24 protein-coding genes are annotated in these 25,404 nt (G+C 56.8%); 9 read left to right on the forward strand and 15 right to left on the reverse strand.

Features of this window, described 5'->3' with window-relative positions:
• Nucleotides 1-8: 8 nt before the first annotated feature.
• On the forward strand, nucleotides 9-1,766 hold the full coding sequence (locus tag QCD69_RS01380; RefSeq protein ID WP_253457853.1) for a sulfite reductase subunit alpha: 1,758 nt from the start codon (nucleotides 9-11) through the stop codon (nucleotides 1,764-1,766).
• A 25-nt stretch (nucleotides 1,767-1,791) separates the two neighbouring features.
• Here the strand turns inward: QCD69_RS01380 and QCD69_RS01385 are convergent, their stop codons facing one another.
• The 7 genes from QCD69_RS01385 to zapE form a co-directional block, all read right to left on the reverse strand.
• A complete protein-coding gene (locus tag QCD69_RS01385) occupies nucleotides 1,792-2,436 on the reverse strand; it encodes an acyltransferase (protein ID WP_301250729.1) in 645 nt (214 codons plus the stop codon).
• Nucleotides 2,402-3,319 (reverse strand): glycosyltransferase, encoded by a 918-nt coding sequence (locus QCD69_RS01390; protein WP_253457849.1) that lies wholly within the window; start codon nucleotides 3,317-3,319, stop codon nucleotides 2,402-2,404. Before QCD69_RS01390 ends, QCD69_RS01385 begins: the two co-directional genes overlap by 35 nt.
• Nucleotides 3,320-3,663: 344 nt before the next feature.
• On the reverse strand, nucleotides 3,664-4,158 hold the full coding sequence (gene sspB / locus QCD69_RS01395; protein ID WP_253457846.1) for a ClpXP protease specificity-enhancing factor: 495 nt from the start codon (nucleotides 4,156-4,158) through the stop codon (nucleotides 3,664-3,666).
• Nucleotide 4,159: 1 nt separating this feature from the next.
• A complete protein-coding gene (gene sspA, locus QCD69_RS01400) occupies nucleotides 4,160-4,801 on the reverse strand; it encodes a stringent starvation protein SspA (protein ID WP_125287075.1) in 642 nt (213 codons plus the stop codon).
• Between the two features lie 297 nt (nucleotides 4,802-5,098).
• Complete coding sequence (rpsI, locus tag QCD69_RS01405; protein ID WP_125287074.1) at nucleotides 5,099-5,491, reverse strand: 30S ribosomal protein S9; 393 nt, start codon at nucleotides 5,489-5,491, stop codon at nucleotides 5,099-5,101.
• A gap of 15 nt (nucleotides 5,492-5,506) precedes the next feature.
• Nucleotides 5,507-5,935, reverse strand: coding sequence for a 50S ribosomal protein L13 (gene rplM / locus QCD69_RS01410; RefSeq protein WP_125287073.1), 429 nt, complete (start codon nucleotides 5,933-5,935; stop codon nucleotides 5,507-5,509).
• A gap of 245 nt (nucleotides 5,936-6,180) precedes the next feature.
• On the reverse strand, nucleotides 6,181-7,308 hold the full coding sequence (gene zapE, locus QCD69_RS01415) for a cell division protein ZapE (protein WP_301250734.1): 1,128 nt from the start codon (nucleotides 7,306-7,308) through the stop codon (nucleotides 6,181-6,183).
• A 185-nt stretch (nucleotides 7,309-7,493) separates the two neighbouring features.
• On the opposite strand from zapE, the gene zapG reads away from it, so the two are divergent.
• The 3 genes from zapG (at nucleotide 7,494) to degS (ending at nucleotide 10,508) form a co-directional block, all read left to right on the forward strand.
• Nucleotides 7,494-7,898 (forward strand): Z-ring associated protein ZapG, encoded by a 405-nt coding sequence (gene zapG, locus QCD69_RS01420; protein WP_125287071.1) that lies wholly within the window; start codon nucleotides 7,494-7,496, stop codon nucleotides 7,896-7,898.
• Nucleotides 7,899-8,010: 112 nt separating this feature from the next.
• A complete protein-coding gene (degQ, locus tag QCD69_RS01425) occupies nucleotides 8,011-9,372 on the forward strand; it encodes a serine endoprotease DegQ (protein WP_253457839.1) in 1,362 nt (453 codons plus the stop codon).
• Nucleotides 9,373-9,449: 77 nt separating this feature from the next.
• On the forward strand, nucleotides 9,450-10,508 hold the full coding sequence (degS, locus tag QCD69_RS01430; protein WP_253457837.1) for an outer membrane-stress sensor serine endopeptidase DegS: 1,059 nt from the start codon (nucleotides 9,450-9,452) through the stop codon (nucleotides 10,506-10,508).
• 35 nt (nucleotides 10,509-10,543) lie between these two features.
• Here degS and mdh read toward each other — a convergent pair whose 3' ends face one another.
• Nucleotides 10,544-11,479 (reverse strand): malate dehydrogenase, encoded by a 936-nt coding sequence (gene mdh, locus QCD69_RS01435; RefSeq protein ID WP_253457834.1) that lies wholly within the window; start codon nucleotides 11,477-11,479, stop codon nucleotides 10,544-10,546.
• A 416-nt stretch (nucleotides 11,480-11,895) separates the two neighbouring features.
• On the opposite strand from mdh, the gene argR reads away from it, so the two are divergent.
• The 4 genes from argR (at nucleotide 11,896) to yhcN (QCD69_RS01455) (ending at nucleotide 13,744) form a co-directional block, all read left to right on the forward strand.
• Nucleotides 11,896-12,366: a transcriptional regulator ArgR gene (argR, locus tag QCD69_RS01440; RefSeq protein ID WP_125287067.1), complete on the forward strand. Its 471-nt coding sequence runs from the start codon at nucleotides 11,896-11,898 to the stop codon at nucleotides 12,364-12,366.
• Nucleotides 12,367-12,776: 410 nt separating this feature from the next.
• Nucleotides 12,777-13,040 carry a peroxide/acid stress response protein YhcN gene (gene yhcN, locus QCD69_RS01445; protein ID WP_253457832.1) on the forward strand — a complete coding sequence of 88 codons (264 nt, stop codon included), beginning with the start codon at nucleotides 12,777-12,779 and terminating at the stop codon, nucleotides 13,038-13,040.
• Nucleotides 13,041-13,124: 84 nt separating this feature from the next.
• Nucleotides 13,125-13,394: a peroxide/acid stress response protein YhcN gene (gene yhcN / locus QCD69_RS01450; RefSeq protein ID WP_253457830.1), complete on the forward strand. Its 270-nt coding sequence runs from the start codon at nucleotides 13,125-13,127 to the stop codon at nucleotides 13,392-13,394.
• A 92-nt stretch (nucleotides 13,395-13,486) separates the two neighbouring features.
• Nucleotides 13,487-13,744: a peroxide/acid stress response protein YhcN gene (yhcN, locus tag QCD69_RS01455; RefSeq protein WP_253457828.1), complete on the forward strand. Its 258-nt coding sequence runs from the start codon at nucleotides 13,487-13,489 to the stop codon at nucleotides 13,742-13,744.
• Nucleotides 13,745-13,816: 72 nt separating this feature from the next.
• Here the strand turns inward: yhcN (QCD69_RS01455) and QCD69_RS01460 are convergent, their stop codons facing one another.
• From QCD69_RS01460 to aaeX, 5 genes are all read right to left on the reverse strand, one after another.
• Nucleotides 13,817-14,086 carry a barstar family protein gene (locus QCD69_RS01460; protein WP_253457826.1) on the reverse strand — a complete coding sequence of 90 codons (270 nt, stop codon included), beginning with the start codon at nucleotides 14,084-14,086 and terminating at the stop codon, nucleotides 13,817-13,819.
• Nucleotides 14,087-14,136: 50 nt separating this feature from the next.
• Nucleotides 14,137-15,588: an NAD-dependent succinate-semialdehyde dehydrogenase gene (locus QCD69_RS01465; RefSeq protein WP_301250735.1), complete on the reverse strand. Its 1,452-nt coding sequence runs from the start codon at nucleotides 15,586-15,588 to the stop codon at nucleotides 14,137-14,139.
• 91 nt (nucleotides 15,589-15,679) lie between these two features.
• Nucleotides 15,680-17,635 carry a p-hydroxybenzoic acid efflux pump subunit AaeB gene (gene aaeB, locus QCD69_RS01470; protein ID WP_253457823.1) on the reverse strand — a complete coding sequence of 652 codons (1,956 nt, stop codon included), beginning with the start codon at nucleotides 17,633-17,635 and terminating at the stop codon, nucleotides 15,680-15,682.
• A gap of 5 nt (nucleotides 17,636-17,640) precedes the next feature.
• The gene (gene aaeA / locus QCD69_RS01475; RefSeq protein ID WP_253457821.1) at nucleotides 17,641-18,573 is read right to left on the reverse strand and encodes a p-hydroxybenzoic acid efflux pump subunit AaeA; all 933 of its coding nucleotides are present in this window, start codon (nucleotides 18,571-18,573) and stop codon (nucleotides 17,641-17,643) included.
• 7 nt (nucleotides 18,574-18,580) lie between these two features.
• The gene (aaeX, locus tag QCD69_RS01480; RefSeq protein ID WP_034890367.1) at nucleotides 18,581-18,784 is read right to left on the reverse strand and encodes a p-hydroxybenzoic acid efflux pump operon protein AaeX; all 204 of its coding nucleotides are present in this window, start codon (nucleotides 18,782-18,784) and stop codon (nucleotides 18,581-18,583) included.
• Nucleotides 18,785-19,052: 268 nt separating this feature from the next.
• Here aaeX and aaeR point away from each other — a divergent pair, with 268 nt between their 5' ends.
• The gene (gene aaeR / locus QCD69_RS01485; RefSeq protein ID WP_125287059.1) at nucleotides 19,053-19,970 is read left to right on the forward strand and encodes an HTH-type transcriptional activator AaeR; all 918 of its coding nucleotides are present in this window, start codon (nucleotides 19,053-19,055) and stop codon (nucleotides 19,968-19,970) included.
• Between the two features lie 44 nt (nucleotides 19,971-20,014).
• On the opposite strand, the gene tldD is transcribed toward aaeR, so the two are convergent.
• Together tldD and yhdP are read right to left on the reverse strand one after the other, a co-directional pair.
• The gene (gene tldD / locus QCD69_RS01490; RefSeq protein ID WP_125287058.1) at nucleotides 20,015-21,460 is read right to left on the reverse strand and encodes a metalloprotease TldD; all 1,446 of its coding nucleotides are present in this window, start codon (nucleotides 21,458-21,460) and stop codon (nucleotides 20,015-20,017) included.
• Nucleotides 21,461-21,542: 82 nt separating this feature from the next.
• Nucleotides 21,543-25,319, reverse strand: a complete 3,777-nt coding sequence (gene yhdP, locus QCD69_RS01495) for an AsmA2 domain-containing protein YhdP (RefSeq protein WP_301250737.1) — start codon at nucleotides 25,317-25,319, stop codon at nucleotides 21,543-21,545.
• Nucleotides 25,320-25,404: the final 85 nt, after the last annotated feature.

Below are 25,404 nucleotides of genomic sequence, written 5' to 3' on the forward strand. Positions count from 1 at the left end.
GAAAACAGATGAAAATTCCTTACATTCCTGAAGACGCGCCGTTTAACGGCGAGCAGAAATACTGGCTGGCGGGTTTCCTTGCCGGATTACATTCACGTCTGCTGGTGCTGGAAGAGCGCCCGCAGGCCGACAGCGGCACCGGCGCGGCGGCCACCACGCAGCTGCATATTCTGTTCGGCTCGCAAACCGGCAATGCGGAAGCGCTGGCGCAGAGCGCGGCGAAAGCCGCCCGCGACAGCGGGCTGGTGCCGGTGGTACAGGCGCTGGGCGAAGTGGACATTGAGATTTTCGCCTCGATGCGGCACGTGCTGGTGATCACCTCAACCTATGGCGAAGGCGAAATGCCGGATAACGCCCAGCTGTTCTGGCAGGCTATCTCCGCCAGCACCGCGCCGCGTCTTGAGCAGATGAACTTCGCCGTGCTGGCTATTGGCGATACCGGTTATGACGGCTTCTGCCAGGCGGGTAAATTTATCGATATGCGTCTGGAGCAGCTGGGCGCGAAGCGTCTTTACGATCGCATTGACTGCGATATTGACTATGAAGAGCCTTCGCACCAGTGGCTGACCGCCTCTATGCCGCAGTTTGCCGCCAGCGCGGGCAGCAGCGGCAAAGCGCTGGAAAACCGTCCCGAAGCGCCGGTTATTCCGGGCAGCAACAAGCAGAATCCTTATGCGGCCGCGCTGGTTACCAACCGACGCCTGTCGGGGCCGGATTCTGATAAAGATATCCGCCACTATGAGTTCGATCTCACCGATAGCGGCCTGAAATATGAAGCGGGCGATGCGCTGGGCGTTATCCCGGTTAACGACCCGACGCTGGTTAGCCTGCTGCTGGCACAGCTGAAGGCAGACTACGATACGCCGGTATCCGGCTATGACCGCAGCCTGGGCGATCTGCTGACCTATCAGTTTGAAATTTCCGAACCTTCACGCAAGCTGATTGAGTGGGTAGGCCAGAACACCACCAACCAGGAGCTGCGTCACGTGCTGCAGCATGACGATAAAGATGCCATGGGCGTCTGGCTGTGGGGCAAAGATTCGCTGGATCTGCTGCAGCTGGAGCTGGCGCGTTCCATCGGCATTCCTGAGTTTGTGGCGCTGCTGCGTCCGTTGCAGCATCGCGCCTATTCCATCTCGTCCAGCTCGAAGGCGCATCCAAACCAGGTGCATCTCACTATCGCTTCGGTGCGCTATCACAGCGCGGGTCGCGCGCGCAGCGGCGTCTGTTCCACCTATCTGGCGGAACGCGTGGGTCGGGGCGAAAAACCATCGATCTTTATTTCGCCTAACAAAGCTTTTCGCGTTCCCGCAGACGGCAATACGCCGCTGATTATGGTTGGCCCCGGCACCGGCATCGCGCCCTTCCGCGCCTTTTTGCAGGAGCGTGAGGCAACCGGCGCTAAAGGTAAAAACTGGCTGTTCTTTGGCGACCAGCGCCTTGAGCATGACTTTATCTATCGCGACGAGCTGCTGAACTGGCAGGAAAAAGGCGTGTTGAACCGTCTGGATCTGGCCTTCTCGCGCGATCAGGCGAAAAAAATCTACGTGCAGAACCGTATGATGGAACAGGGCGCGGAGCTGTATGCGTGGCTACAGGAAGGCGCCTGTTTTTACGTCTGCGGCGATGCGTCACGAATGGCCAAAGATGTGGATAAAGCGCTGTACGAGGTTATTGCCCAGTTCGGCGGCCTGTCGGCAGAGCGCGCGGCGGACTATATCGATCAGCTGAAGAAAGAGAAACGCTACCTGCGCGACGTCTATTGATCTTCACTGCTGGCTGGGCAGCCGCTCAGCCAGCCGTTTCTTTCTGCTCTTCCGTAAGATATCTCACCACGACAGCGGGATTACCTGCTGCAACCGCGTAGTCCGGGACGCTGGTTCTTACCACGCTGCCCGCGCCAATCACCGCATGTCGCCCCACCGTGACGCCAGGCAGAATAATGGCATTCATGCCGATCCAGCTGTGTTCCTTGATCAGTACCGGCCTGACGGGCGTTCTCGCCGCCTCGTCGTCCGTCCCGCGAGCAAGCAGCGGATGACCGCTGCTGTCCATCAGCGTGACGCCTGGCCCAAAGGTTACATGATCCTCAACCGTCACGTTCTGCCAGGCGATAATGGCGGTTCCCTGCAGCACGCAGCCGGCACCGATAATAATTTTCCCCGCCTCAAAGCCGTTACGCTTCACCAGCGTCAGCTTAACCCGCCCGCAGTGAAAGGCTACCCGATCCAGCGACTCCAGATAAGCGCCCTCGCCCAGCGAAATGCAGCGGGAAAAATCCGCCAGATCGATATAGTCTTTGTGGTACGTTTTATCTTTTACCCAGGTGAGCGTAATATCAGGCTCGCCAGAGAAACTCACCCCTTTAGCTACCGAAGAACAGTGTTTAAAAGCGGTCGATTCAGGCGTGATAGAGATATTTTCGTATAAAGGCATCGTTTTCTTCCCGGTTTTGATCGGCATAGTGGCGGATAACTTTATTTAGCGAAAACTTGCTTTCGCCCAGATCGCAGCCATAAAAAGCGGTCTGCCAGAGCTGATATTTCTGATGAATTTTCTTGCCGGCAATTTCCGATTCGTTTTTATGGTCCGCAATCTGTTTTTGATGCGGGCAGTGTACCGAACATATTTCCCGGTCAACGATAAATCGGTTGTTTTGTAAAAACAGCCGCACGCCTAAATCCACATCTTCACCGCCCCAACCGTTAAAATCCTCATCAAACAGCCCGGCTTTTATCAGCGCCTGGCGCTCCGCCGAGACGTGGCACGTCCAGAAAATATCAAAGGGTGCGGGCCAGGAAGAAATATTATAGCCCAGCTCGTTATACTGCTGTTGTCGAATATCTTCTGCCTTCATCTCTTTAAAAAAGTTTACGGAAGCGCCGACATCCTCTGCACGAATAAAAGCATCCAGATCGGCCAGCATGGCGTCCGGCATTTCAAAACCGTAGACGTAGCCGATGCAGACGCCCGGCGTGCGGCTTTTCCGATGAATGCCGAGGTGCTTTTCCAGCGCGTCCTGCCGCAGCAGCACGCCGGAATCAATCAGCACGATATAGTCGCCTTCCGCCGCCGTAATACCGATGTTCCGCGCCTTTCCCGCGCGAAAACCGTTGTCGTACTGCCAGTAATAGCGAATATTCAGGCAGTCCTGATAGTCCTGACAAAGCTGACCGGTATTATCGCTACCGCCGTCATCCACGACGATAACTTCAAAAAAACGTTTATCCAGCGTTTGCCGCGTCAGCGCCTGTAGCGTTTTATTCAGCAATGCTTCTCGGTTATAGGTGGGTATAACTACGCTTACGGCTATTTCCATTCGCTGTATTCCTTAGCGCGCCACAAATCACCTGACAGTGAGTCAGTCAGAAAACATAAACAATAATTAACCTTTCCGTCTATTTCAATAATGTTAATTAAAGGAAATAATATTTATTGCTGTTTTTTGATAATGATCAATTGAATAATAAAAGTAATAACGCATAAGGAACACAGAAAAGAGTAATTAAGGAAACTACTGTAATTTATTTTCTGAATAATCGTTTCTCAACAAGATAAAAAAATAGAATATTTTCAGAAAATGCTGGAGCGAAATTTAATTTATTGTTGATTACCAGACATAAAAAAACCGGCCCTGTTCGGGGGCCGGTTTCGCTGTTACGTCTACTTCACCACGCGCAGCGCCGGGCGTCCGCCACGCGGCGGCGGCTCGTCATTGCCGTCATCATCCTGACCACTGTCGTCAGGGCGATCGCCGTCAATAACCGACATCACCGTTTCCGGTGACTCATCCTGCGCCGTAGCCGGGTTATATTCGCCCGCCTCTTCGTAGGCCGGTTCAGGCTCGAACATCGTGCCCGCGCCGTTTTCACGCGCGTAGATAGCCATCACGGCCGCCAGCGGCACCGAAACCTGACGCGGGACGCCGCCAAAGCGCGCGTTAAACGTCACCTCGTCGTTACCCAGCTCCAGATTGCCTACGGCACGAGGCGCAATATTCAGCACGATTTGACCGTCGCGTGCATACTCCAGCGGCACCAGCACGCCGGGGAGGTTGATATCCACCACCAGATGAGGCGTCAGCTGGTTGTCCAGCAGCCACTCGTAAAAGGCTCGCAGCAGATAGGGACGACGTGCGGTAAGTTGCGACATTTCCATATCAGCCCCGCGTATGCAGGCGCATTTCCCGTTCTGCTTCCGTCAGAGAAGCCAGGAAGGAATCACGTTCGAACACGCGCGTCATATAGCCTTTCAGCTCTTTCGAGCCGGCGCCGATCAGCTCGATGCCCATCTGCGGCAGACGCCACAGCAGCGGCGCCAGGTAGCAGTCTACCAGGCTGAATTCTTCGCTCATAAAGAAAGGCGTACGAGAGAACAGCGGCGCAATCGCCAGCAGCTCTTCGCGCAGCTGTTTGCGCGCGGCTTCCGCTTCCTGCGCCGTGCCGTTTTCCACTTTACGCATCAGGCTGTACCAGTCCTGCTCGACGCGATGCATCATCAGGCGGCTTTCGCCACGTGCGACCGGGTAGACAGGCATCAGCGGCGGATGCGGGAAACGCTCATCAAGGTATTCCATGATGATGCGGGATTCATACAGCGTCAGTTCACGATCGACTAACGTAGGAACGGTACGGTACGGATTGAGGTCAATCAGATCCTGGGGCAGGCTATCCATTTCTACCTGCTCGATCTCTACGCTGACACCCTTCTCCGCCAGCACAATACGCACCTGATGGCTAAAAATGTCAGTCGGACCAGAAAACAGCGTCATTACCGAACGTTTGTTGGCAGCGACAGCCATGTAAACCTCCAAGTTTATCCAGAAAATTACTGCGCAAGCCCGCCACACGGCGACCAGACGGCTAAATTGCCCCGGCTAACCCGGACGACGCTTCGTCTGTGCAGCCGCCCGGCTAATAGGCACAAAGTGTCACTCAGTTTACCAGATTTTAGCCAGCTTGTGGGGCAGGAATACGGATTTGACGGGAAAATGACAGAGCCCGTCGCGTTTTTACGAGCCAGGCCGAAAATCAGGCAAGAAAAAACCCGGTGCAGGCACCGGGTTTTTCGATAATCGATTCTGCAAGCGCAGAATAAATTAACGCTTGGAGAACTGTGGACGACGACGTGCTTTACGCAGACCGACTTTCTTACGTTCAACCTGACGGGCATCACGGGTAACGAAGCCTGCTTTACGCAGTTCGCCACGCAGTGACTCGTCATATTCCATCAGCGCGCGGGTGATACCGTGACGGATCGCACCAGCCTGACCAGAAATACCACCACCTTTAACGGTGACGTACAGATCGAATTTACCGACCAGGTCCAGCAGTTCCAGCGGCTGGCGAACTACCATGCGGGCAGTTTCGCGACCGAAGTACTGTTCCAGAGAACGCTGGTTGATAACGATGTTACCACTGCCCGGCTTGATAAATACGCGAGCGGTAGAGCTTTTGCGGCGACCAGTGCCGTAGTTTTGATTCTCAGCCATTGCCTGTAATCCCGATTAAATGTCAAGAACTTGCGGTTGCTGTGCCGCATGGTTGTGCTCGTTGCCCGCGTAAACTTTCAGTTTACGGTACATAGCACGACCCAGCGGGCCCTTTGGCAGCATGCCTTTAACCGCGATTTCAATCACACGCTCAGGACGGCGAGCAATCATCTCTTCGAAGGTCGCTTGCTTGATACCACCGATGTGGCCAGTGTGATGATAGTAAATCTTATCGGTACGCTTGTTGCCGGTTACAGCAACTTTGTCAGCGTTCAGAACGATAATGTAATCACCGGTATCTACGTGCGGAGTATATTCCGCTTTATGCTTACCGCGCAGACGACGAGCCAGCTCAGTCGCTAAACGACCTAAAGTTTTGCCCGTTGCGTCAACAACATACCAGTCACGTTGGACGGATTCTGGTTTAGCTGTAAAAGTTTTCATCTAAAAGCTTACCCAAATTAAGTTACACGTTGGTGAAATCCCAAACGCTTGAATAAACGGTTGAGGCTCACACGACCATCTCGACCAGCAAGCCCACCCCTTCGGATAGAGTTACTGGAACACAAAGAGTTTTGGGAAAAAAACCTTTGCTGTAACGTGGGGTCGCAAGATTATAGAGAAGTCGCCCGCAAAGCGCGACCCCTTTTTACAATTAAATGCGTCCCGACGCCGGGAAATTTAACGACTCATGGCAGGTGCGGCAGTCGGAGATACTCTTCGCTTTGCATCTCCTGCAGCCGCGAAACGCAGCGCTGATATTCAAACTTCAGCCGCGCGCCCTGATAGATTTCGTACAGCGTAGCCTCCGCCGAGACGACCAGCTTAACATGCCGTTCGTAAAACTCATCCACCAACGCTAAAAAACGTCGCGCCTGGTCTTCGGTTTTGTAGATCATCACCGGCACGTTAAACAGCAGCACGCTGTGAAAACGGCGCGACAGCTCAATATAGTCGTGCTGGCTGCGCCCTTCGCCGCACAGCGTCAGGAAATCCATCGCCACCACGCCTTCTGCCACGCCCAGCGTCGGCATCTTACGATGGTTGATCTCCAGCACGGGCTTATCGCTGCGATCGCTGCCGGCCAGCGCAACAAACATGCGGTCCATCTCTTTCGTGGTCGCCTCATTCAGCGGCATCATCCACAGATGGGCAGACGTCAGCGTGCGCAGGCGATAGTCGATGCCCGCATCCACATTCATCACGTCACAGTGTTGCTTTATCATCTCTATGGCTGGCAGAAAGCGTGCCCGCTGCAGGCCGTTGCGATACAGATCGTCCGGCGGAATGTTAGAGGTGGCGACCAGCGTGATCCCTCTGGCGAACAGCGCCTCCATCAGCGTGCCCAGCAGCATGGCATCAGTGATATCGGAAACGAAGAACTCATCGAAACAGAGCAGATCCGTTTCGCTTTTAAAGCGGTCAGCCACGATCTGTAAAGGATCGCTGTGGCCCTGAAGGCCCGTCAGCTCTTCATGCACGCGCAACATAAAGCGATGGAAGTGCAGCCGCTGCTTGCGCTCGCCAGGAATTGCCTGAAAAAACATGTCCATCAGCCAGGTTTTGCCCCGGCCGACGCCGCCCCACATATAGAGGCCGCGAACAGGCGTCTGCGGCTCGTTTTTGCCTTTTCCCATTAGCTTATTCAGCCGGCCAAACAGCCCTTTGGTTGGGGCGGCGGCGACGGGTTCGCGCCGGCTCAGCGCCTGATAAATCCCATCCAGGCGGGTAACGGCTTCACGTTGAATATCATCAGGTTGATACTCGCCGTTTTCCAGCGCCCGTTGATAAAGCGCAAGAGGAGACTTCGTTTGCATAGATTCCCATTCCCTGAATTATTCGGTGCGTCAGGTGATTGATTGTCGAAAAAAAGGCCGTTCTACACTAAGCGATGCAGCGGCAGGATTCCACTTCCATGAGATTAGCGGTTATAGTGGCTGTTAACGGACTGGCATAAGGCCAGAGGTTTTTACGGAACGATGAAGACAACACGGGAGTTATTATGACCTGGGAATACGCGCTTATTGGCCTGGTAGCGGGAGTAATTATCGGTGCGCTGGCGATGCGTTTTGGTAACAAGAAACTGCGCGAGCAGCGCAGCCAGCAGTACGAACTGGAAAAAACCAAAGCCGAACTGGCTGATTATCGCGAAGAGCTGACCAGCCACTTCGCGCAGAGCGCCGAGCTGCTGGATAATATGGCGCGCGACTACCGCCAGCTTTATCAGCATATGGCGAAAGGTTCCAACGACCTGCTGCCGAACCTGCCGGGCGAAAAAAATCCGTTTGCTTATCAGCTGACCGAATCGGAAGCGGATAACGATCAGGTGCCGGTGCAGATGCCGCGTGATTACCCTGACAGCGCTACCGGCCTGCTGCGCGGCGAGCGTACGGCGCACGAGAAATAGAACGGACGCGTCCTGTGGTAAAGGGGGCGTTAATCGCCCCTTTTTACTCTTCTGACCCTTGTGTCCTGGCTTCGTCCCGGATGCTCTCCCCCACTTTTTGCGAGTCTTAGCGATGAAGAAATCATTACTGTTGAGCGCATTAGCCCTGAGTATCAGCATGGGTTCAGCTCCGGCGGCGCAGGCCACGCTGCCGGCACAAATTCAGGGGCAGCCGCTGCCCAGCCTGGCGCCGATGCTGGAAAAAGTGCTGCCTGCGGTGGTCAGCGTCCACGTGGCGGGCACGCAGCCGACGCAAACGCAGGAAATTCCCGAGCAGCTGAAACGCTTTTTCGGGCAGGAAGGTCAGGACGGCGGCGACAGCAGCCAGCCTTTTGAAGGCCTGGCGTCCGGCGTGGTCATTAACGCCGAAAAGGGCTATATCCTTACCAATAATCATGTGGTTAACGGCGCGGATAAAATCAGCGTCCAGCTGAGCGACGGCCGGGAATTTGACGCTAAGCTTATTGGCCACGACGAACAGACCGATATCGCGCTGATCCAGGTCAGCGGCGCCAAAGGCCTGACGCAGGTGAAAGTGGCCGATTCCGACCAGCTGAAGGTCGGCGACTTCGCGGTGGCGATCGGCAATCCGTTCGGCCTTGGCCAGACGGCCACATCCGGCATCGTGTCGGCGCTGGGACGCAGCGGGCTGAATCTGGAAGGGCTGGAAAACTTTATTCAGACCGATGCGGCGATCAATCGCGGCAACTCCGGTGGCGCGCTGGTTAATCTTAACGGCGAACTGATCGGCATTAACACCGCTATTCTCTCTTCTGCCGGCGGCAATATCGGTATCGGCTTCGCTATTCCGGGCAATATGGCGATGAATCTGGCGCAGCAGCTGATCGAGTTTGGCGAGGTGAAACGCGGCCAGCTGGGTATTAAAGGCACGGAGATGACGGCGGAGATGGCGAAAGCCTTTAACGTTGACGCCCAGCGCGGCGCTTTCGTCAATGAAGTGCTGCCAGGCTCGGCGGCGGCTAAAGCCGGCATCAAAGCGGGCGATATTATTACCTCGCTGGATGACAAGCCGGTGGAAAGCTTTGCCGCGCTGCGGGTGAAAATTGGCACCACCGCGCCGGGCAAAGAGGTGAAGGTAGGCCTGTTGCGCGACGGCAAGCCGCAGACGCTGACCGTGAAGCTGGATAACAGCACCCAAACCGCCAGCACAGAGCTGCTGAACCCTGCGCTACAGGGCGCGACCTTGAGCGACGGCGCGGCGAAAGACGGCACCAAAGGCGTCAGCGTGGACAGCGTCGATAAAGGCACGCCGGCCGCGCAGTTCGGCCTGCAAAAAGACGATATTATCGTCGGACTTAACCGCACCCGCGTTGAAAATCTTGCCGACCTGCGCAAGCAGCTGGCGGCAAAACCTTCGCTGCTGGCGCTGAATGTTATCCGCAACGGCGAAAGCCTCTACCTGCTTTTACGCTAAAACTTCGGGCGGACACCTGCGCGTCCGCCCGACTCATGTTATCCTGCCCATCGTCTATTCATTCATCAGTTAAAGCTATGTTTCCTAAACTTATGCGTTCAGTGCTTCTTGGCCTGGTGGTAGCGGGCCTGCTGCTGGTCGCGCTGCCCGCGCTGCGCATCGGCAATAATTTTTTTACGCTAAAAGATGACAGCGCCAGCCAGAAGCCCGTCAGCTATAACGACGCCGTGCGCCGCGCCGCGCCTGCGGTGGTGAACGTCTATAATCGCAGCGCCAACGCGTCGGCCCATAACCTGGAAATCCGCACGCTGGGCTCGGGCGTGATTATGGACGGGCGGGGCTATATCCTGACCAACAAGCATGTGATTAACGATGCCGATCAGATTATCGTCGCGCTGCAGGATGGCCGAATTTTTGAAGCCATGCTGGTAGGCTCGGACAGCCTGACCGATCTGGCCGTGCTGAAGATCACCGCTTCCGGCCTGCCGGTTATTCCTGTTAATCCTAAGCGAGTGGCGCATATCGGCGATCTGGTGATGGCGATAGGCAACCCTTACAACATTGGCCAGACGGTTACGCAGGGCATCATCAGCGCGACCGGCCGCGTAGGCCTCAGCCCTTCCCGCTATCAGAACTTCCTGCAAACCGATGCCTCTATTAATAAAGGCAACTCCGGCGGCGCGCTGATTAACTCACTGGGCGAACTGATGGGCATTAACACGCTGTCGTTCGATAAAAGCAACGATGGCGAAACGCCGGAAGGCATCGGTTTTGCCATCCCTACCGCGCTGGCGGCGAAAATCATGGACAAGCTTATCCGCGACGGCCGCGTTATCCGTGGGTTTATCGGCATCAGCGGACGTGAAATTCCGCAAATGCATGGCCAGAACGGCAGCATCGATCACGTTCAGGGCATTGTAGTGACCAACGTGGCGCAGGGCGGGCCGGCGGCGAAAGCAGGCCTGCAGGTGAACGACGTCATCGTCAGCGTGAACCATAAGCCTGCGGTTTCCGCGCTGGAAACCATGGACCAGGTGGCGGAAATCCGTCCGGGAACGGCGATTGACGTGGATATTTTGCGTAACGATCGCAAGATGACGCTGCAAATTACCGTACTGGAATATCCGGGCAGCTAAACGGCAAGGGCCAGCGAAAGCTGGCCCTGAGTGGCTTACTTCACGAACTCTTCGCCCTGAGCGATATCTTTCTTCAGCGTCTCCAGCATGTTCTGTAGCGCCTGCTCTTCAAACGTACTTAAAGCGCCGATGGGCTTACGCTCCGCAACGCCGTTTTTCCCCAGCAGCAGCGGCTGAGCGAAAAAGCGAGCATGCGCGCCGTCGCCTTCAACGTAGGCGCACTCCACCACGTTGCTTTCACCCTGTAGGGCACGCACCAGCGACAGACCAAATTTCGCTGCGGCCTGGCCCATTGACAGCGTGGCAGACCCGCCGCCGGCTTTTGCCTCAACCACTTCTGTACCCGCGTTCTGGATACGTTTAGTCAGATCGGCCACTTCCTGATCCGTAAAGCTTACGCCCGGCACCTGCGACAGCAGCGGCAGGATAGTGACGCCGGAATGGCCGCCAATCACCGGCACGTTCAGCGCCGCCGGATCTTTGCCCTTCAGCTCGGCGACAAAGGTATTGGAGCGGATAATATCCAGCGTGGTCACGCCGAACAGTTTGTTCTTGTCATAGACGCCCGCTTTTTTCAGCACCTCGGCGGCGATAGCCACGGTGGTGTTAACGGGGTTAGTAATGATGCCGATCAGCGCTTTTGGACAGGTAGCGGCGACCTGCTCAATCAGATTGCGCACGATACCGGCGTTAACATTAAACAGGTCTGCGCGGTCCATACCAGGCTTACGCGCTACGCCTGCGGAGATCAGGACTACGTCAGCGCCCTGCAAGGCTGGCGTCGCGTCTTCACCGCTAAAGCCTTTGATTTTCACCGCAGTAGGGATGTGGCTCAGATCGACAGCCACGCCGGGCGTCACGGGAGCGATATCGTACAGTGAGAGATCTGAACCTGCCGGAAGCTGGGTTTTAAGCAGAAGAGCAAGGGCCTGGCCAATGCCGCCAGCCGCGCCGAGAACTGCAACTTTCATCCTAAACTCCTTATTATTTTGAGGGGGAAGTGCCGTGGAATCATTTGCTTATGAGCATATCTGACCTGCGAGGCCTGAGCGACAGCATTTACCCTCATGCACGACGGCGCATCATACAGGATAAAGCGACAGAGACTGACCGCAATATGCCCGGTAAGGCCATTCGAGGCTGCAGGCAACGCGGTCAACGTTACACTACACCGTTAATACTTAGCCAAACAACATCAATTTTATAACAATCTGTTCACTTATTGTGCGCGACGTCGCGGAATAAGGCGAATTTTTCACGGCCGCGATCTGGCAACGAACGTTAACAGGGTGTAAAAAAGAGGCTTAATTTGCATAAAAATGCAAAAAAGTGCATAATAAGAAGTTATCCCAGCCGGGAATTCTCTTGCGACCTTTAGCGAAAAACTATGCGTAATCCAGCAAAACAAGAAGATCTGATTAAGGCGTTTAAGGCCTTATTAAAAGAAGAAAAATTTAGCTCGCAGGGCGAGATCGTCACTGCGCTCCAGGAACAGGGCTTTGATAATATCAACCAGTCCAAGGTTTCGCGGATGCTGACCCGCTTTGGCGCCGTGCGCACGCGCAACGCCAAAATGGAAATGGTTTACTGTCTGCCTGCCGAGCTGGGCGTGCCGACCACCAGCAGCCCGCTCAAGAATCTGGTGCTTGATATCGATTATAATGACGCGCTGATTGTGATCCATACCAGCCCTGGCGCGGCGCAGCTGATTGCCCGCATGCTGGACTCGCTGGGCAAGCCCGAAGGCATCCTCGGCACCATCGCCGGTGACGACACGATTTTCATTACCCCAGCCCGCCACGTTACCATCAGACACCTGCGTGATTCCGTCCTGAAATTATTCGATCAGGAACTATAAGCCGCCGGTTTTTATGCAGTTCTTTATCGTTTTCCCCGCGCGCCGGCGACCGTTGGCGCGTTGTCTTTTCTCTCTCCACTCCGTTAAAAACAGCATAATACACTGGCTTATTGCGCTGACATCGCCGTTAAACTTTATGGACTCCCGTCTCGCAGTGTGATCTGCCACAAAGAAGCGCACAAATAGTTAAATTGATCTATCTCAATGTTTTTACGCATATTTAACGCAGCCAGAGCAACTTATAAGCGTTTTTTATAACTGAACGTTATTAAAAAGTGGTTAACGGCTTAAATATCGCAACAAAACATTATTAGCCTGCTATTAATATTTTACGTTATCAGATCTATAATCCTTTTCGTGATGTGAATCACACTAACAACACGATAAAAATAATGACGAGGAAAATTTTCATGAACGTAAAAACTACCGTGGCTGCCGCCAGCCTGCTCTCTCTGCTCTCTTTTGGTGCTTTTGCAGCTGAATCTGTTAACGCGGATCAGGCGCAAAACATGCAATCGATCGGCACCGTTAGCGTGAGCGGCGTCAGCGCATCCCCTATGGATATCAATGCCCAGCTGAGCCAGAAAGCCGACGCTCAGGGCGCTAAAGCCTACCGTGTGGTCGAGGCCTATTTAAACGGCAACTATCACGCTACGGCTGAGCTGTACAAATAATCAACCTAACTCTGACGATAACCCCAAGAATAATAAAAGTTTTTTAGCCCTTTCGGTTATCGCCCTACTTCTGGAGCATCTGTTATGAACACGAAATTTACTATCGCCGCACTAAGCCTGGCTTCCGTTCTCTCTTTCGGCGCCAGCGCTGCCAACCTGGTAACCGATCAGCAGGTTGCCAACGAAAATCTGCAGTCTATGGGTACCATCAGCGTTAGCGGCATCGACGGCGCGCCAACCACCATCCGTCAGCAGCTTTCACAGAAAGCCGACGAACAGGGCGCGAAATCGTATCGGGTGATTGAGGCCTACAACAACGGCAACTATCACGCGACCGCAGAACTTTATAAATAAGATGGGCGACGGGCAGGCGTAAAGCCTGCCGCTATATCGACGACCTGACAGGTTTCAGACGCGGGTTGTTGAGGACAATGAGGAAGAAAATCATGAAAACAACTTTAGCCGTATTAAGCCTGCTCTCCGTACTTTCCTTCGGCGCTTCAGCTGCACAGCTGGTTAACGCAGAGCAATCGCAGCATCTACAATCCGCCGGCACCATTTCATTAGGCGGCGTGGCGGGCGCACCGATGGATATTCGTCAGCAGCTGTCGCAGAAAGCGGATGAACAAGGCGCCAGCGCCTATCGCGTTATCGAAGCGCGCAACGACAACACCTGGCACGTCACCGCCGAGCTGTATAAGTAATTCCTCGTCACCGTTACCCTGACGGTTATATGACGAACCTTTTGGCCCCGTTCGCCGGGGCCTTTTTTCGTTTCAGCGCACGTTAAATCGTAGCTGCCCTTCCAGCTCTTCCTCCGCTTCGTCAAACAGCAGGATCAACGCGCCGTAGCGCCGTCTCTGGCCTGTGCCAAGATGCACAAATTCGATCTCCAGCGGTAACGGCAGCGATCTGTCGCTCACCACTTCCCACAGGCTGTCCAAATCGGTAATAAGCCGATCGCCCAGTGAAAAACGATCGCTGAACTGTCGGAAGAAATGCGCCTGATCCACGATTTCATTAAAATCAAAAATTTCTGTTCTCATACTGCCGCTCCACAGGAAAACGGTCGGGCGACGCGTGGCCGCCCGGTGAGTTACAGTCCCCCGATATGCAGGGCTTTGACCTCTAAAAACTCTTCCAGTCCCAGCACCGATCCTTCCCGTCCCAGCCCGGACTCTTTCACGCCGCCAAAAGGCGCCAGCTCGGTGGATACCGCGCACTCATTGATGCCGATCATGCCGCTTTCCAGCGCCGCCGCTACGCGGAAGATGCGCTGGACATCACGGGTATAGAAATAGGCTGCCAGACCAAATTCGGTATCGTTGGCGCGGCGGATTACCTCTTCTTCGCTGTCAAAGCGGAAACAGGCGGCGACCGGGCCGAACGTTTCCTCTTTGGCCAGCTTCATGTTTTCATTGGCTTCGGCAATCACCGTCGGCTGCCAGAAATTGCCGCCGAGCGCGTGCCGGTCGCCGCCGACGACAATCTTGCCGCCTTTCGCTTTGGCGTCTTTAACATGCTCTTCCACCTTATCTACGGCAGAAGCCTCAATCAGCGGCCCGACAATCACCCCTTCTTCCATGCCGTTACCCACCTTCAGCTTGCCTACCTCTTCCGCCAGCTGGCTGACAAAGCGGTCGTAAACGCTGTTGTGAATAAAGAAGCGGTTAACGCTGACGCAAACCTGGCCCGCGTTGCGGAACTTGTTGGCGATGGCGCCTTTAACGGCGGCGTCGATATCCGCATCCTCAAAGACGATATAGGGCGCGTTGCCGCCCAGCTCCATCGACACTTTTTTCATCGTCTCAGCGGCGTTACGCATCAGCAGCTTGCCGACTTCCGTTGAACCGGTGAAAGAGATTTTCCTGACCGTCGAACTGGCCATAATGGCTTCGCTGATGGCTTTGGTATCGCCCGCCACCGCGTTCAGCACGCCGTCCGGCACGCCCGCTTTTTTCGCCAGCGCCACCAGAGCAAAAGCCGACAGCGGCGTGTTATTAGCGGGTTTGATAATGCCGGTGCAGCCTGCGGCCAGCGCGGGGCCAAGCTTGCGCGTCAGCATCGCCATCGGGAAATTCCAGGGCGTAATAGCAGCGACCACGCCGATGGGTTCGCGCGTCGCCAGAATGCGCGATCCCGCTTTGGCCGGCGGAATGATTTCACCGTTAGCGCGCTTTGCCTGCTCGGCAAACCACTGAATAAAGCTGGCGGCGTACTCGACTTCACCCTCGGCTTCTTTTACGGGCTTACCCTGCTCCGCCGTCATCAGTTTGCCCAGCCAGGCTTTGTTGTCGATAATCAGCTGATACCAGCGGTAAAGGATTTCGCTACGCTCTTTAGCGGTTTTCGCCCGCCAGGCGGGAAAGGCTTTGGCGGCGGCGGCAATCGCCCGTTCGGTTTCGTCTTTACCGGCGCGCGCGACCTGAGTAATGACTTCACCGGTGGCCGGGTTCAGTACGTCAAAGGTTGCGCCGCCCTGCTGCCACTGACCGTCGATAAAAAAGCCGGTCTGAAATAAGTCGTTGTCCTGAAGCGAGTTGCTCATACTGTTCTCCCATTGGATTACCGTTGGGATAAGTATAGATGGCGGCCTGCATGACAGGCCGCAAGAAGGGCAAGAAGCGGAGATCTCTTAATCAGATTTGCAGCAGCGTGGTCTGATATTTTTTTAACATGCTCGCCAGGCGCTGCACGGGCTCGGTGACGCTTAGCGGCGCCTCGTAATGCACCAGCTTTTCCTGATAGATAGCCAGTTCCGCCAGCAGCCGCTCGAAGTAGTGGCGTCGTTTGGCGTCGCTGCCTGCCGAAATAACCCGATCCGCCGTATGCCGCAGCTGCTTGTGGAAAGCAGAAAGATCGCTGTTAACCGGGATATCGGCATCGCGCAGGCGCTGGTGTCCGATAATCAACGTCAGCGCGATACGAAACTTGTTGATATCGCCTGGAAAAAGATTCAGCAACATAAACAGCTGCTGGTACAGCGCCGGCAGATGGTTCTCGCGACGGCGGGCCTGATTGGTGGTCATGGCCGCCACGGCGGAATACATAAAGCGGTTCAGCAGCGTGCGTCCGGTCCGCGCTTTTGAGGTGTCGCGAATAAGCAAAATGACCAGCAGCGCCAGGAAACAGCCGATCGCCTGACCGAGCGCGTTATCCAGAAAGGCGCTGACGTTAAAGGTCATGGGATTGTCCAGCGTCAGGATATTGATGGTGCCGACCAGCGCGCCCAGCGTGCCGATCTGACGGCGCTGAATAAGGATGCCGCCGATAAAGGCCATCACGCCCAGGCAGAGGCAGAGCAGCAGCATACTTTGCTGCGTGGCGGGCATCAGCACCATGTAATAGAGCGCCCCTAAGGGGATCGCCACCATCATGCCGTACAGAAAATCCTTCGCCATCATCAGCGGGTTCGGCATCCTCATCGCCAGCGCGGTGATCACCGCGAGCATCACCATTGCGCCGCTGCCCGATGTCCAGCCGCTCCACAGCCAGAACAGCGAACCGACCGCCGTGGCGACAAAAGTGCGCACGCCGTTGATCAGCGCGTGGCGCGTTTCCGCCGAGCGCATTTTTACCACCGGCTCGCCATCCAGCACTTCTTCTTCCATGCCGCTGATGCTGCTGTTGGTTTTTATGCCTTTCAGCAGCAACAAATAGCGTGAAGCCGCGCCGACCCAGTTGCTGACGGTGACCGGCGTGTTTTTGCTGCCGCTGGCGGTGATCACGCGGCGCATAATTTTCATGCGCTTATGGATATCGGCGACGTTCTCAACCGGCTTTTCAAAGAAAAGGTGAAACTGCGGCGGCACATATTCCTGACGGGTATTCTGGATCAGAAAAGTTTCGCAGGCCTGGGTAATCAAGGTCAGCGACAGCGTATTTAACGCGCGCAGTCGCCTGTCCGCTCGCTGCCAGTGGCCTGACTCCATCATCAGATGGGTACGCATTCCGTTCAGCGCGGTGGTGCGACGCACCAGATCGGTCCAGGCTTTGTCGACCTCTTCTTTGTCGCCGTGCGCCACGCAAAGCTGCATCAGCTTGTACTGATCCACCAGCAGCCCGTCGATAGCGCGATCGATATCCTGTTTGATGGAGCGCGGCGAAAACAGCATGTCGGCCAGAATGGCGCAGACGATGCCGATAATGATTTCGCTACAGCGCTCGACGGCAAACTGCGGCGCCAGCAGCACCGAGCCGTTAGCGTCCAGGCTGACCACGATAATCAGCGCCGTATAGCCCGCCAGGCCCAGCGCATAGGAGTTTTCAACTTTGATTAAGGAGGAAAGCCAGACGCAGAAACCGGCCCACAGACAGCACAGCAGCAGCATCACCACCGGCGCGCGGATGGTGGCGATCATAATCGTCAGCGCGGCCAGGCAGCCGATAAAGGTGCCGATAATACGCAGCATCCCGCGATGGCGCAGCGCGCCGGAGAAAGGATCGCCGCCCGCGGCAAAGGCCGTGCCGCCTGCGACGATACAGGCGGTCATTACCGCCCAGCGCGGCGTTTCCAGATTAAAGTGAAAGCCGATCAGCAACGCCAGCAGAATGGCGAAGGTCAGCTTGATCGGAAACCGCAGTTGATACCACATGGCGCTTAGCCGAACTCACGCAGGCGGTGCATCAGCTTCATCGCTGGCGACATCTCCTGCGGCTGACGATCCTGAGCGCCCGTCACAATCACGGTTGCCGTCGTGCCGGCAGGATAAAGATTGCCCTGCTGCTGGTCGAGATGAATACGTACCGGCACGCGCTGCGCCAGACGCACCCACTCCAGGTTGGAATCGATGGTCGCCATGCCTTTGCTGTCGACGGTGCTGCTGCTGTTGGTCACGCCAGCGGCCACGCTGTCAACGGTGCCCTGCAGCACGCGGTTGCTGCCCAGCGGCGTGATCTCCACGCGATAGCCGGGACGCACGCCTTCCAGCTTGGTTTCTTCCATATAGGCCAGCACGTAGAAGGTGTGCTGCTGCACCAGCGCCACGGCGGTAGAGCCGCGCGTGATAAATTCGCCGCGATAGACGTTCAGGTTAGTGATCCAGCCGTCCGCCGGGGCTTTGACCACGGTACGCTCCAGATCCAGCTTCGCGGTATCGCGCGTGGCGACGGCTTTCGCCAGCTGGTGTTCCGTAGTCTGGTAATCGCTGTTGGCCTGCTCGATAGCCTCACGCGACATAGCAGAGACGCCGAGCTGATTGCGGCGGCCTGCCTCACGGCGTTTTTCACTGACCAATGCCTGGTAATAGGCCACGTCCGCTTCCGCCTGGTTCAGCGCCTGCTGATAGCGCGGCTGATCGACCACGAACAGCACCTGGTCCTTTTTCACCAGCTGGTTATCCCGCACGCGCACGTCGGTGATCAGGCCGCTGACGTCTGGCGCGATAGCGACCACGTCCGCCGTGAATTTTGCGTCGCGCGTCCACGGCGATTCTGTGTAGTAAACCCAGACGTGGAAAATACCAACAACGGCAATGACCACCAGGATAAGGGTGATGGCAAACCGGGAAATTTTTCTTGTTAACGCTTTCACTGTGACCTCAGACAAACAATCGGGAAACCAGGTAGAACAGGCAGCAGTAGAGTGCTGTATTAAATAACGCAGGATGCCAGACCAGGTCATAGATCCCGGTGGGCGTAAGCAAACGACGCACCAGCCAGAACAGCATCAATGACACGATAATCTCAAAAAATATGGGCGGGAAGGAGAGCCCAAATATCACAATAACCGGAAGCACGCTCATCTCTTATCCTTGTCGGGTTTACCGGGCGCTCCGCCACAAAAAAACGGCCGCCCCGGACAGGGTGGCTGCTGCTCTACGGATGATGATGTCAGATTAACCGCAGACGGTCTTATCAAAAACCGGCGCTGTATGAATAATAGCGTATTCAGGCGTCAGCATTTCGGCGAGTTGAGTTACGGAATGGTAACCCGGCGATGCTATAGTAACGCGGCTGACTATCTGTTTTCTACCAAATGTGATCTAAATCACTTTTAAGCCAGAGTTAATAATGGAAAGAATGAAGGGCATGTCCGTGTTTGCGCGTGTGGTGGAGCTGGGCTCTTTTACCGCTGCCGCCAACCATCTGCAAATGAGCGTTTCCGCCGTCAGCCAGATCGTGGCGAAGCTGGAGGATGAGCTACAGGTCAAGCTGCTGAACCGCAGCACGCGCAGCCTGGGCCTGACCGAAGCCGGAAAAATCTATTTCCAGGGCTGCCGCAGGATGATGTCGGAAGCGCAGCAGGTGCACGAGCAGCTGTACGCCTTCAACAATACGCCGATCGGCACGCTGCGCATCGGCAGCTCTTCGACCATGGCGCAGAACGTGCTGGCGAATATGACCGCCGAGATGCTGAAAGAATATCCTGGCCTGACGGTGAACCTGGTTACCGGCATCCCTGCGCCCGACCTGATCGCCGACGGACTGGATCTGGTGATCCGCGTTGGCGCGCTGCGCGATTCCAGCCTGTTCTCTCGCCGCCTTGGCTCAATGCCGATGGTGGTCTGCGCCGCCAAAAGCTATCTGGCGCAGCACGGTACGCCGGAAAAGCCTTCGGATATCGGCAACTTTTCCTGGCTGGAGTACAGCGTGCGGCCCGACAACGATTTTGAGCTGACGTCGCCGGAAGGCCTCGCCATTCGCCTTTCGCCGCAGGGACGCTTCGCCACCAACGATTCGCAAACGCTTATCCGCTGGCTGGTGGCCGGAACGGGCATCGCCTACGTGCCGCTGATGTGGATCATTGACGAGATCAACGCCGGTAAAATCGAGATCCTGTTTGCGCACTATCAGTCCGATCCCCGGCCGGTTTATGCGGTTTATACGCAGAAGGACAAGCTGCCGCTGAAGGTACAGGTGTGTATCAATTATCTGACGGATTACTTCCATAAGGTGGCGGACGTGTACCAGGAGTATCGGCAGAAATAAAAAAGGCGAGCCGCTATGGCTCGCCTTTTCGTGGTCGCTATCCGTCAGGCGGTGCCGCCCACGGTCAGCTTATCCAGCTTCAGGGTCGGCTGGCCAACGCCGACCGGCAGGCTTTGCCCTTCTTTGCCGCAAACGCCCACGCCTTTATCCAGCGCGAGGTCGTTGCCTACCATCGAGATTTGCTGCATCGCCTCAATACCGGAACCGATCAGCGTGGCGCCTTTCACCGGTTTGGTCACTTTGCCGTTCTCAATCAGATAGGCTTCCGAGGTCGAGAAAACAAATTTCCCGGAGGTGATATCCACCTGACCGCCGCCGAAGTTTGGCGCATAGAGACCATACTCGACGCTGGCGATGATATCTTCCGGCGTCGACTTGCCTGCCAGCATATAGGTGTTGGTCATGCGCGGCATCGGCAGATGCGCATAGGATTCGCGGCGGCCGTTGCCGGTAGGCTTAACGCCCATCAGGCGGGCGTTCAGCTTGTCCTGCATATAGCCTTTCAGCACGCCGTTTTCGATCAGCACGTTGTACTGGCCCGGCACGCCTTCGTCATCCACCGCCAGCGACCCGCGCAGGCCTTCGATGGTGCCGTCATCGACCACGGTGCAGAGATCGGACGCCACTTTCTGGCCAATCTGGCCGCTGAACACCGAGGTGCCGCGACGGTTGAAGTCGCCTTCCAGACCGTGACCAACCGCTTCGTGCAGCAGCACGCCAGGCCAGCCCGCGCCCAGCACCACCGGAATGCTGCCCGCCGGCGCCGCGACGGCGCTCAGGTTGACCAGCGCCATCCGCACCGCTTCACGCGCCCAGGCTTCCGCACGGGTTTCGCCGGACTCGTCGGCCAGGAAAAATTCGTAGCCGAAACGGCCGCCGCCGCCGCTGGAGCCGCGCTCGCGCTTGCCGTTGTCCTCAACCTGCACGCTTATCGACAGGCGAACCAGCGGACGCACGTCGGCCGCCAGCGTGCCGTCGGTGGCCGCCACCAGCACCATCTCGTAAACGCCGCTCAGGCTGGCGCTGACTTCCTGTACACGCTTGTCCGCCGCACGCGCCGCAGAATCCACGCGATGCAGCAGCGCGATTTTCTCTTCACGGGTCAGGCTTTGCAGCGGATCGGCCGTTGGGTAAAGCGGGCGGTTCATTACCGCGCCCAGCGTGTGCGATTTGCCGTTGCCCTGCTCGCGCACAATACTGCGCGCCGCCGTGGCGCTTTGCGTCAAAGCGTTCAGCGTGATCTGATCGGCGTAGGCGAAGCCCGTTTTTTCGCCGCTGATGGCGCGCACGCCGACGCCCTGATCGATGTTCCAGGAGCCGTCTTTGATAATCCTGTCTTCCAGCACCCAGGATTCGTGGTAGCCGGACTGAAAATAGAGGTCGGCGTAGTCCAGCTTGCGTTCCGAGAGCTGACCGAGAAGGGAAAAGAGATCCTGTTGGTTAATATTATTAGCAGTTAGTAACTGTTCACTTACCAGATTCAGACTCATGTATTCTCGCTCTGTTTGGGAGCCAGTCGCCGCTGGCGTCGTAATCTCTATAGCCTGAGGCAATTCCCCGGTCACGTCAAATTCACTTCGCGCTCTTTTCTCGCGGCTTGCGCAGCACTTCGTCAATTTGCGGCTTATCGAGCGGCCCGGAAAGATGGTAGCGCAGCACCGAGATCTTATTCCACAGCGGCGCCAGCGCCTTGCTGGCGGCAAAGACCGCTGCGCCGACCACCGGATTAACGGCGAACGCGGCGGCGACGCCGACGGTCGCGGAAATTTCCGGCGCGACTACCGCTTCCATATCGATTTGCCGTTTCACCAGGTCGATTTTGCCCTGCATGGCGATGTCGGCTTCCAGGCCATCCACCAGCAGGTTATCGGTACGCAGCACGCCCTTTTCAATCCAGGCAGTGCCGTTAATGGAATCAAAATAGAAGCCCTGACTGAAAGTGTCGGTGAAATCAAGGCGCAGCTTGCGCAGCAGCGCATCGAAACTGACCAGCCGCAGCAGCTGGCCGGCGCGGCCGGTATTCACATCGGCAATTTGTCCGGCGCCCATGTGCGATTTCAGCACGCCGCTCAGCGTCGCCACCGACGGCTGCCACGGCGCGGCCTGCCAGTGAAGATCGTAATCGATGTTAAACGGCGCATCCCGCAGCGGCGAATTCATGCCGAACCAGTTGGTGGCATCGTCAACTTTTTTGCCGCTGAGCGAGCCTTTCAGCGCCGTGCGCTGCGCGCCCGGCTGGTTGACCCATTCGCCTGCCACCTTCAGTTTTGCGCTGCCGATATCGATCAGGCCGTTTTGCAGCTTTAAGGTATCGCGGGTGTGGCTCAGATCCGCCGCCATCCGGCCGAAGCGCTGGCCGCGCAGCCAGCATTCGTTGCAGCTCAGATTAACGGCGGGCCAGCTGCTGAAATCAATTCCGCTGGCCTGCTCGCCGGAAAACGGCGTGGAGCCGCTGGCCGCTGGCCACTGCGGGTTGTAATAGAGGTAGCTGAGCTGGCCCAGCCACGGCGCGTGCTGTCTCATTACCAACTTGCCGTCGATCTCGCGTCCTTTGGCCTGCACCACGTTTTCGCCCGCTACCGTCTGGCTCAGCGTTGCCTCCAGATCGTGCCAGCGCTGCCCGCCCAGCGTCAGCGCCGGCGTGCGCAGCGTGATATCGCCCGGCAGATAAGCCTGTCCGCCGCCTGCGCCTGTGCCGCCCGCCAGCAGCCCCAGCCAGGCTTCACCATCCAGCGGCGGCAGATTAAGCGTCATGCCTGACGTTGCCGGCAGCGGCGGCGTTTGCGTGGCGTCATTTTCCCAGATGCCGCGATCGACGCGTGGCTTACCCAATAGCCAGCGGCTGTTGAAACGGTGCTTTTCACCTACCGCGCCATGCAGCGTAAAGGCCGACAGATCGCCCTGCGCCTGAACGCGGATCGGCATCGGCGCAGCCCGCTCTTTATCCAGCGGCGAAGGTAAGTTACTGCTTACATTTTTCAGATCGCCGGTCAGCGAGACCTTGTAGTTCGCGCCTCCGCCGTGCGGCAGCGTAATGGCGACCGCGCTTTGCCAGCTGGCGCTGCCGTTCAGTTTTTCGCGCAGCGCCTTCGGCACCGCGTCGATTTTGCCCGGCTGCCAGTCGCCTTTAAGATCGACGCCGATAGCGTAATGCTTTTCGCCTTCCTGGGTAGTAAACGTGACGCCCATCGGCTGCCCGAACCAGCTGGCGGTCAGCGGCTCGCTTTGCAGATTGCCGTTGTCGTAAGTGAAGCGGCCGCTCAGCTGTTTGATGGTGCTGTTAAGCGGTTTAATAAACAGCGAATTATTATGCAGAGCCACATCGCCGCTGGCTTTAACTTCCTGCCCATCCAGCGGGATATTCAAATGTAAGCGACCGCTTACATCGCCGCCGATCTGTAGCTCGTCCAGCGCCGCGCCCAGCGTTGGCTTCAGCGGCGTCTGGTTAAAGTAGCGGCCGATTTCCGTGCCCGCCCCGCTGATATCGCTGTCGATAATCAGCTTTTCTTTCATATAGTCAGGAATAACGGCGGCAACGTTTTTGCCCTGCACGTTGCCCAGCATTGCCCGATCCGCCTTCATAAACAGGCCGTCGTTGATAAAGTTCAGGTTGATATCCAGCTTTTCCAGATCCGGCCAGCCGGGCTGGAAGCGATAGGTCGCCTGACGCAGCGGCACCCAAACCTGGAACATACCGTCGTTGTGTTTGAAAGGGAAAAGCTGGGGATTGCCCGCAAACAGCAGCGTGGCGTTTTGCGCCTGCCCGCCTTTGATGGCGCCGCTGAGATAGTCGACCAGTTTGGTGCCCATCAGCGGTTCCGGGAAGTAGCGCCAGGCGTCTGCCGCATCGGTCAGGTTAATGCCGGCCAGAATATCCAGCCGCGGCGCCTGCTCTTTGACCTGCGCCCAGGTGAAGTCGCCCTTCGCCCACAGCGAGCGCGCCTGCACATCCAGATCCCGTCCGGCCAGCGTGACGCCCTGCTCGTCGCTCCGCCAGCTGAAGGCGCCGCTGGCCTGCGCGATTTGCAGCGGCGCGCGGAACATGGTGCCATCGGGCAGCGAGGCATCTTTCAGCCTGAAATTCAGCTTGCCGTCCGTGACGCTGCCGGTAAGCGAGCCGCTAAAATGCTGCATTCCCGGCAGCAGCTCCCAGTGCTGCCAGCTCAGATTTTGCCAGCGGGCCTGAAAGCGGGTTTTCTCCGGCTGCTGTAAAGGAATATCGGCGGCCAGCGCCTGAACTTCGCCGTGCGGCTGCAGCGTGCGCCAGTTAGTCAGCAGCGTCGGCGTCACTTTGGAAAACAGCGGCAGCAGCGCATCGATACGCTCAAGCGCCAGATGGGTGGCGCGTATGCGTAGCTCTTCCGGGCTGGACGAACGTTGCGGCAGCCAGAGCAGCGATACCCGCCCTTTTGGCCAGGCTATGCCGTCGGTATGCAGGCTGGTTCGCGGCATTTCGGCACGCCAGCCCTGCTCAACGCGGCTGATATGGGCGGCGAGGTTATCCACGGTGAAGTGGTGTGCCTCGTTTTCGCCCTGCCATTCCGCGCCGCCTTTCTTTAATAAGATATCGCCGCTGTGGATTTCGCCGTTTTCAAGGCTCATCCAGGCAGCCAGCGAGAAGCGGGCGCTTTTCAGCGTGGTGTTGTCCTGCATCCACTGGCCCAGCCAGGGTTTGACATCCACATCGTCCGCCTGCATCCAGGCGCGCCCGGTATCGAGATAGCCATTGGTGTCGCTGAGATCGAGACGCACCTGTACCACGCCGTGCTGGCCGGTAAAGCTGGACAAACTGACCAGCCCTTCCGCACGGTGACGGTTTTTTTCGTTCAGCCAGGTAAGCTGCGGCATATCCAGCCTGGCGCGCTGCCCGGAAAGCGTCAGAAAACTGATCTGGCTTTGTTGCAAATCGAAGTGGTCAAACTGACGCAGAAAGAGATCGCTGAACTGGCCCGGCTTGAGCTCTACTTTGCCGCTGTCGCCGGCGGTGAGCGGCGTATTGGTGACGAGATCCAGTCGCCAGAAGACGAGATTGCGAAACTGCGGGCGCAGATGCAGCAGCGATTGCCAGACGTCAAAGGCCAGCGAAACGCGATCGACCTTCAGCGAGCCGCCGTCCTTCAGGCCGATATTAAGGGCTTTGATTTCCAGCACCGGGCCGAAATTCTCCCAACGCCCGTTAAGGGAAGCGGCTTCTACCGGCATGTCGATAGCGCTGGAAAGGCGCTGCAGCAGAGGCGTGCGCCAGCTGTTGATATGCGGCATCGCCAGACGCAGGCCGCTGACTATCAGCGCAATAATAACGACGATTATTGCGCCGGTCAGTAGCAAGATCCTCGGCAATTGCCTCACACACCTCTCCTTGATGCCCGTCACTGCGGGCAATAACTGTATTTATCCCCGGTGGGGCGCGCTGGCTTTGTTCTGAGCGGGATAG

The organism is Erwinia sp. PsM31 (assembly GCF_030433775.1).
GTDB classification, from domain to species: domain Bacteria; phylum Pseudomonadota; class Gammaproteobacteria; order Enterobacterales; family Enterobacteriaceae; genus Erwinia; species Erwinia aeris.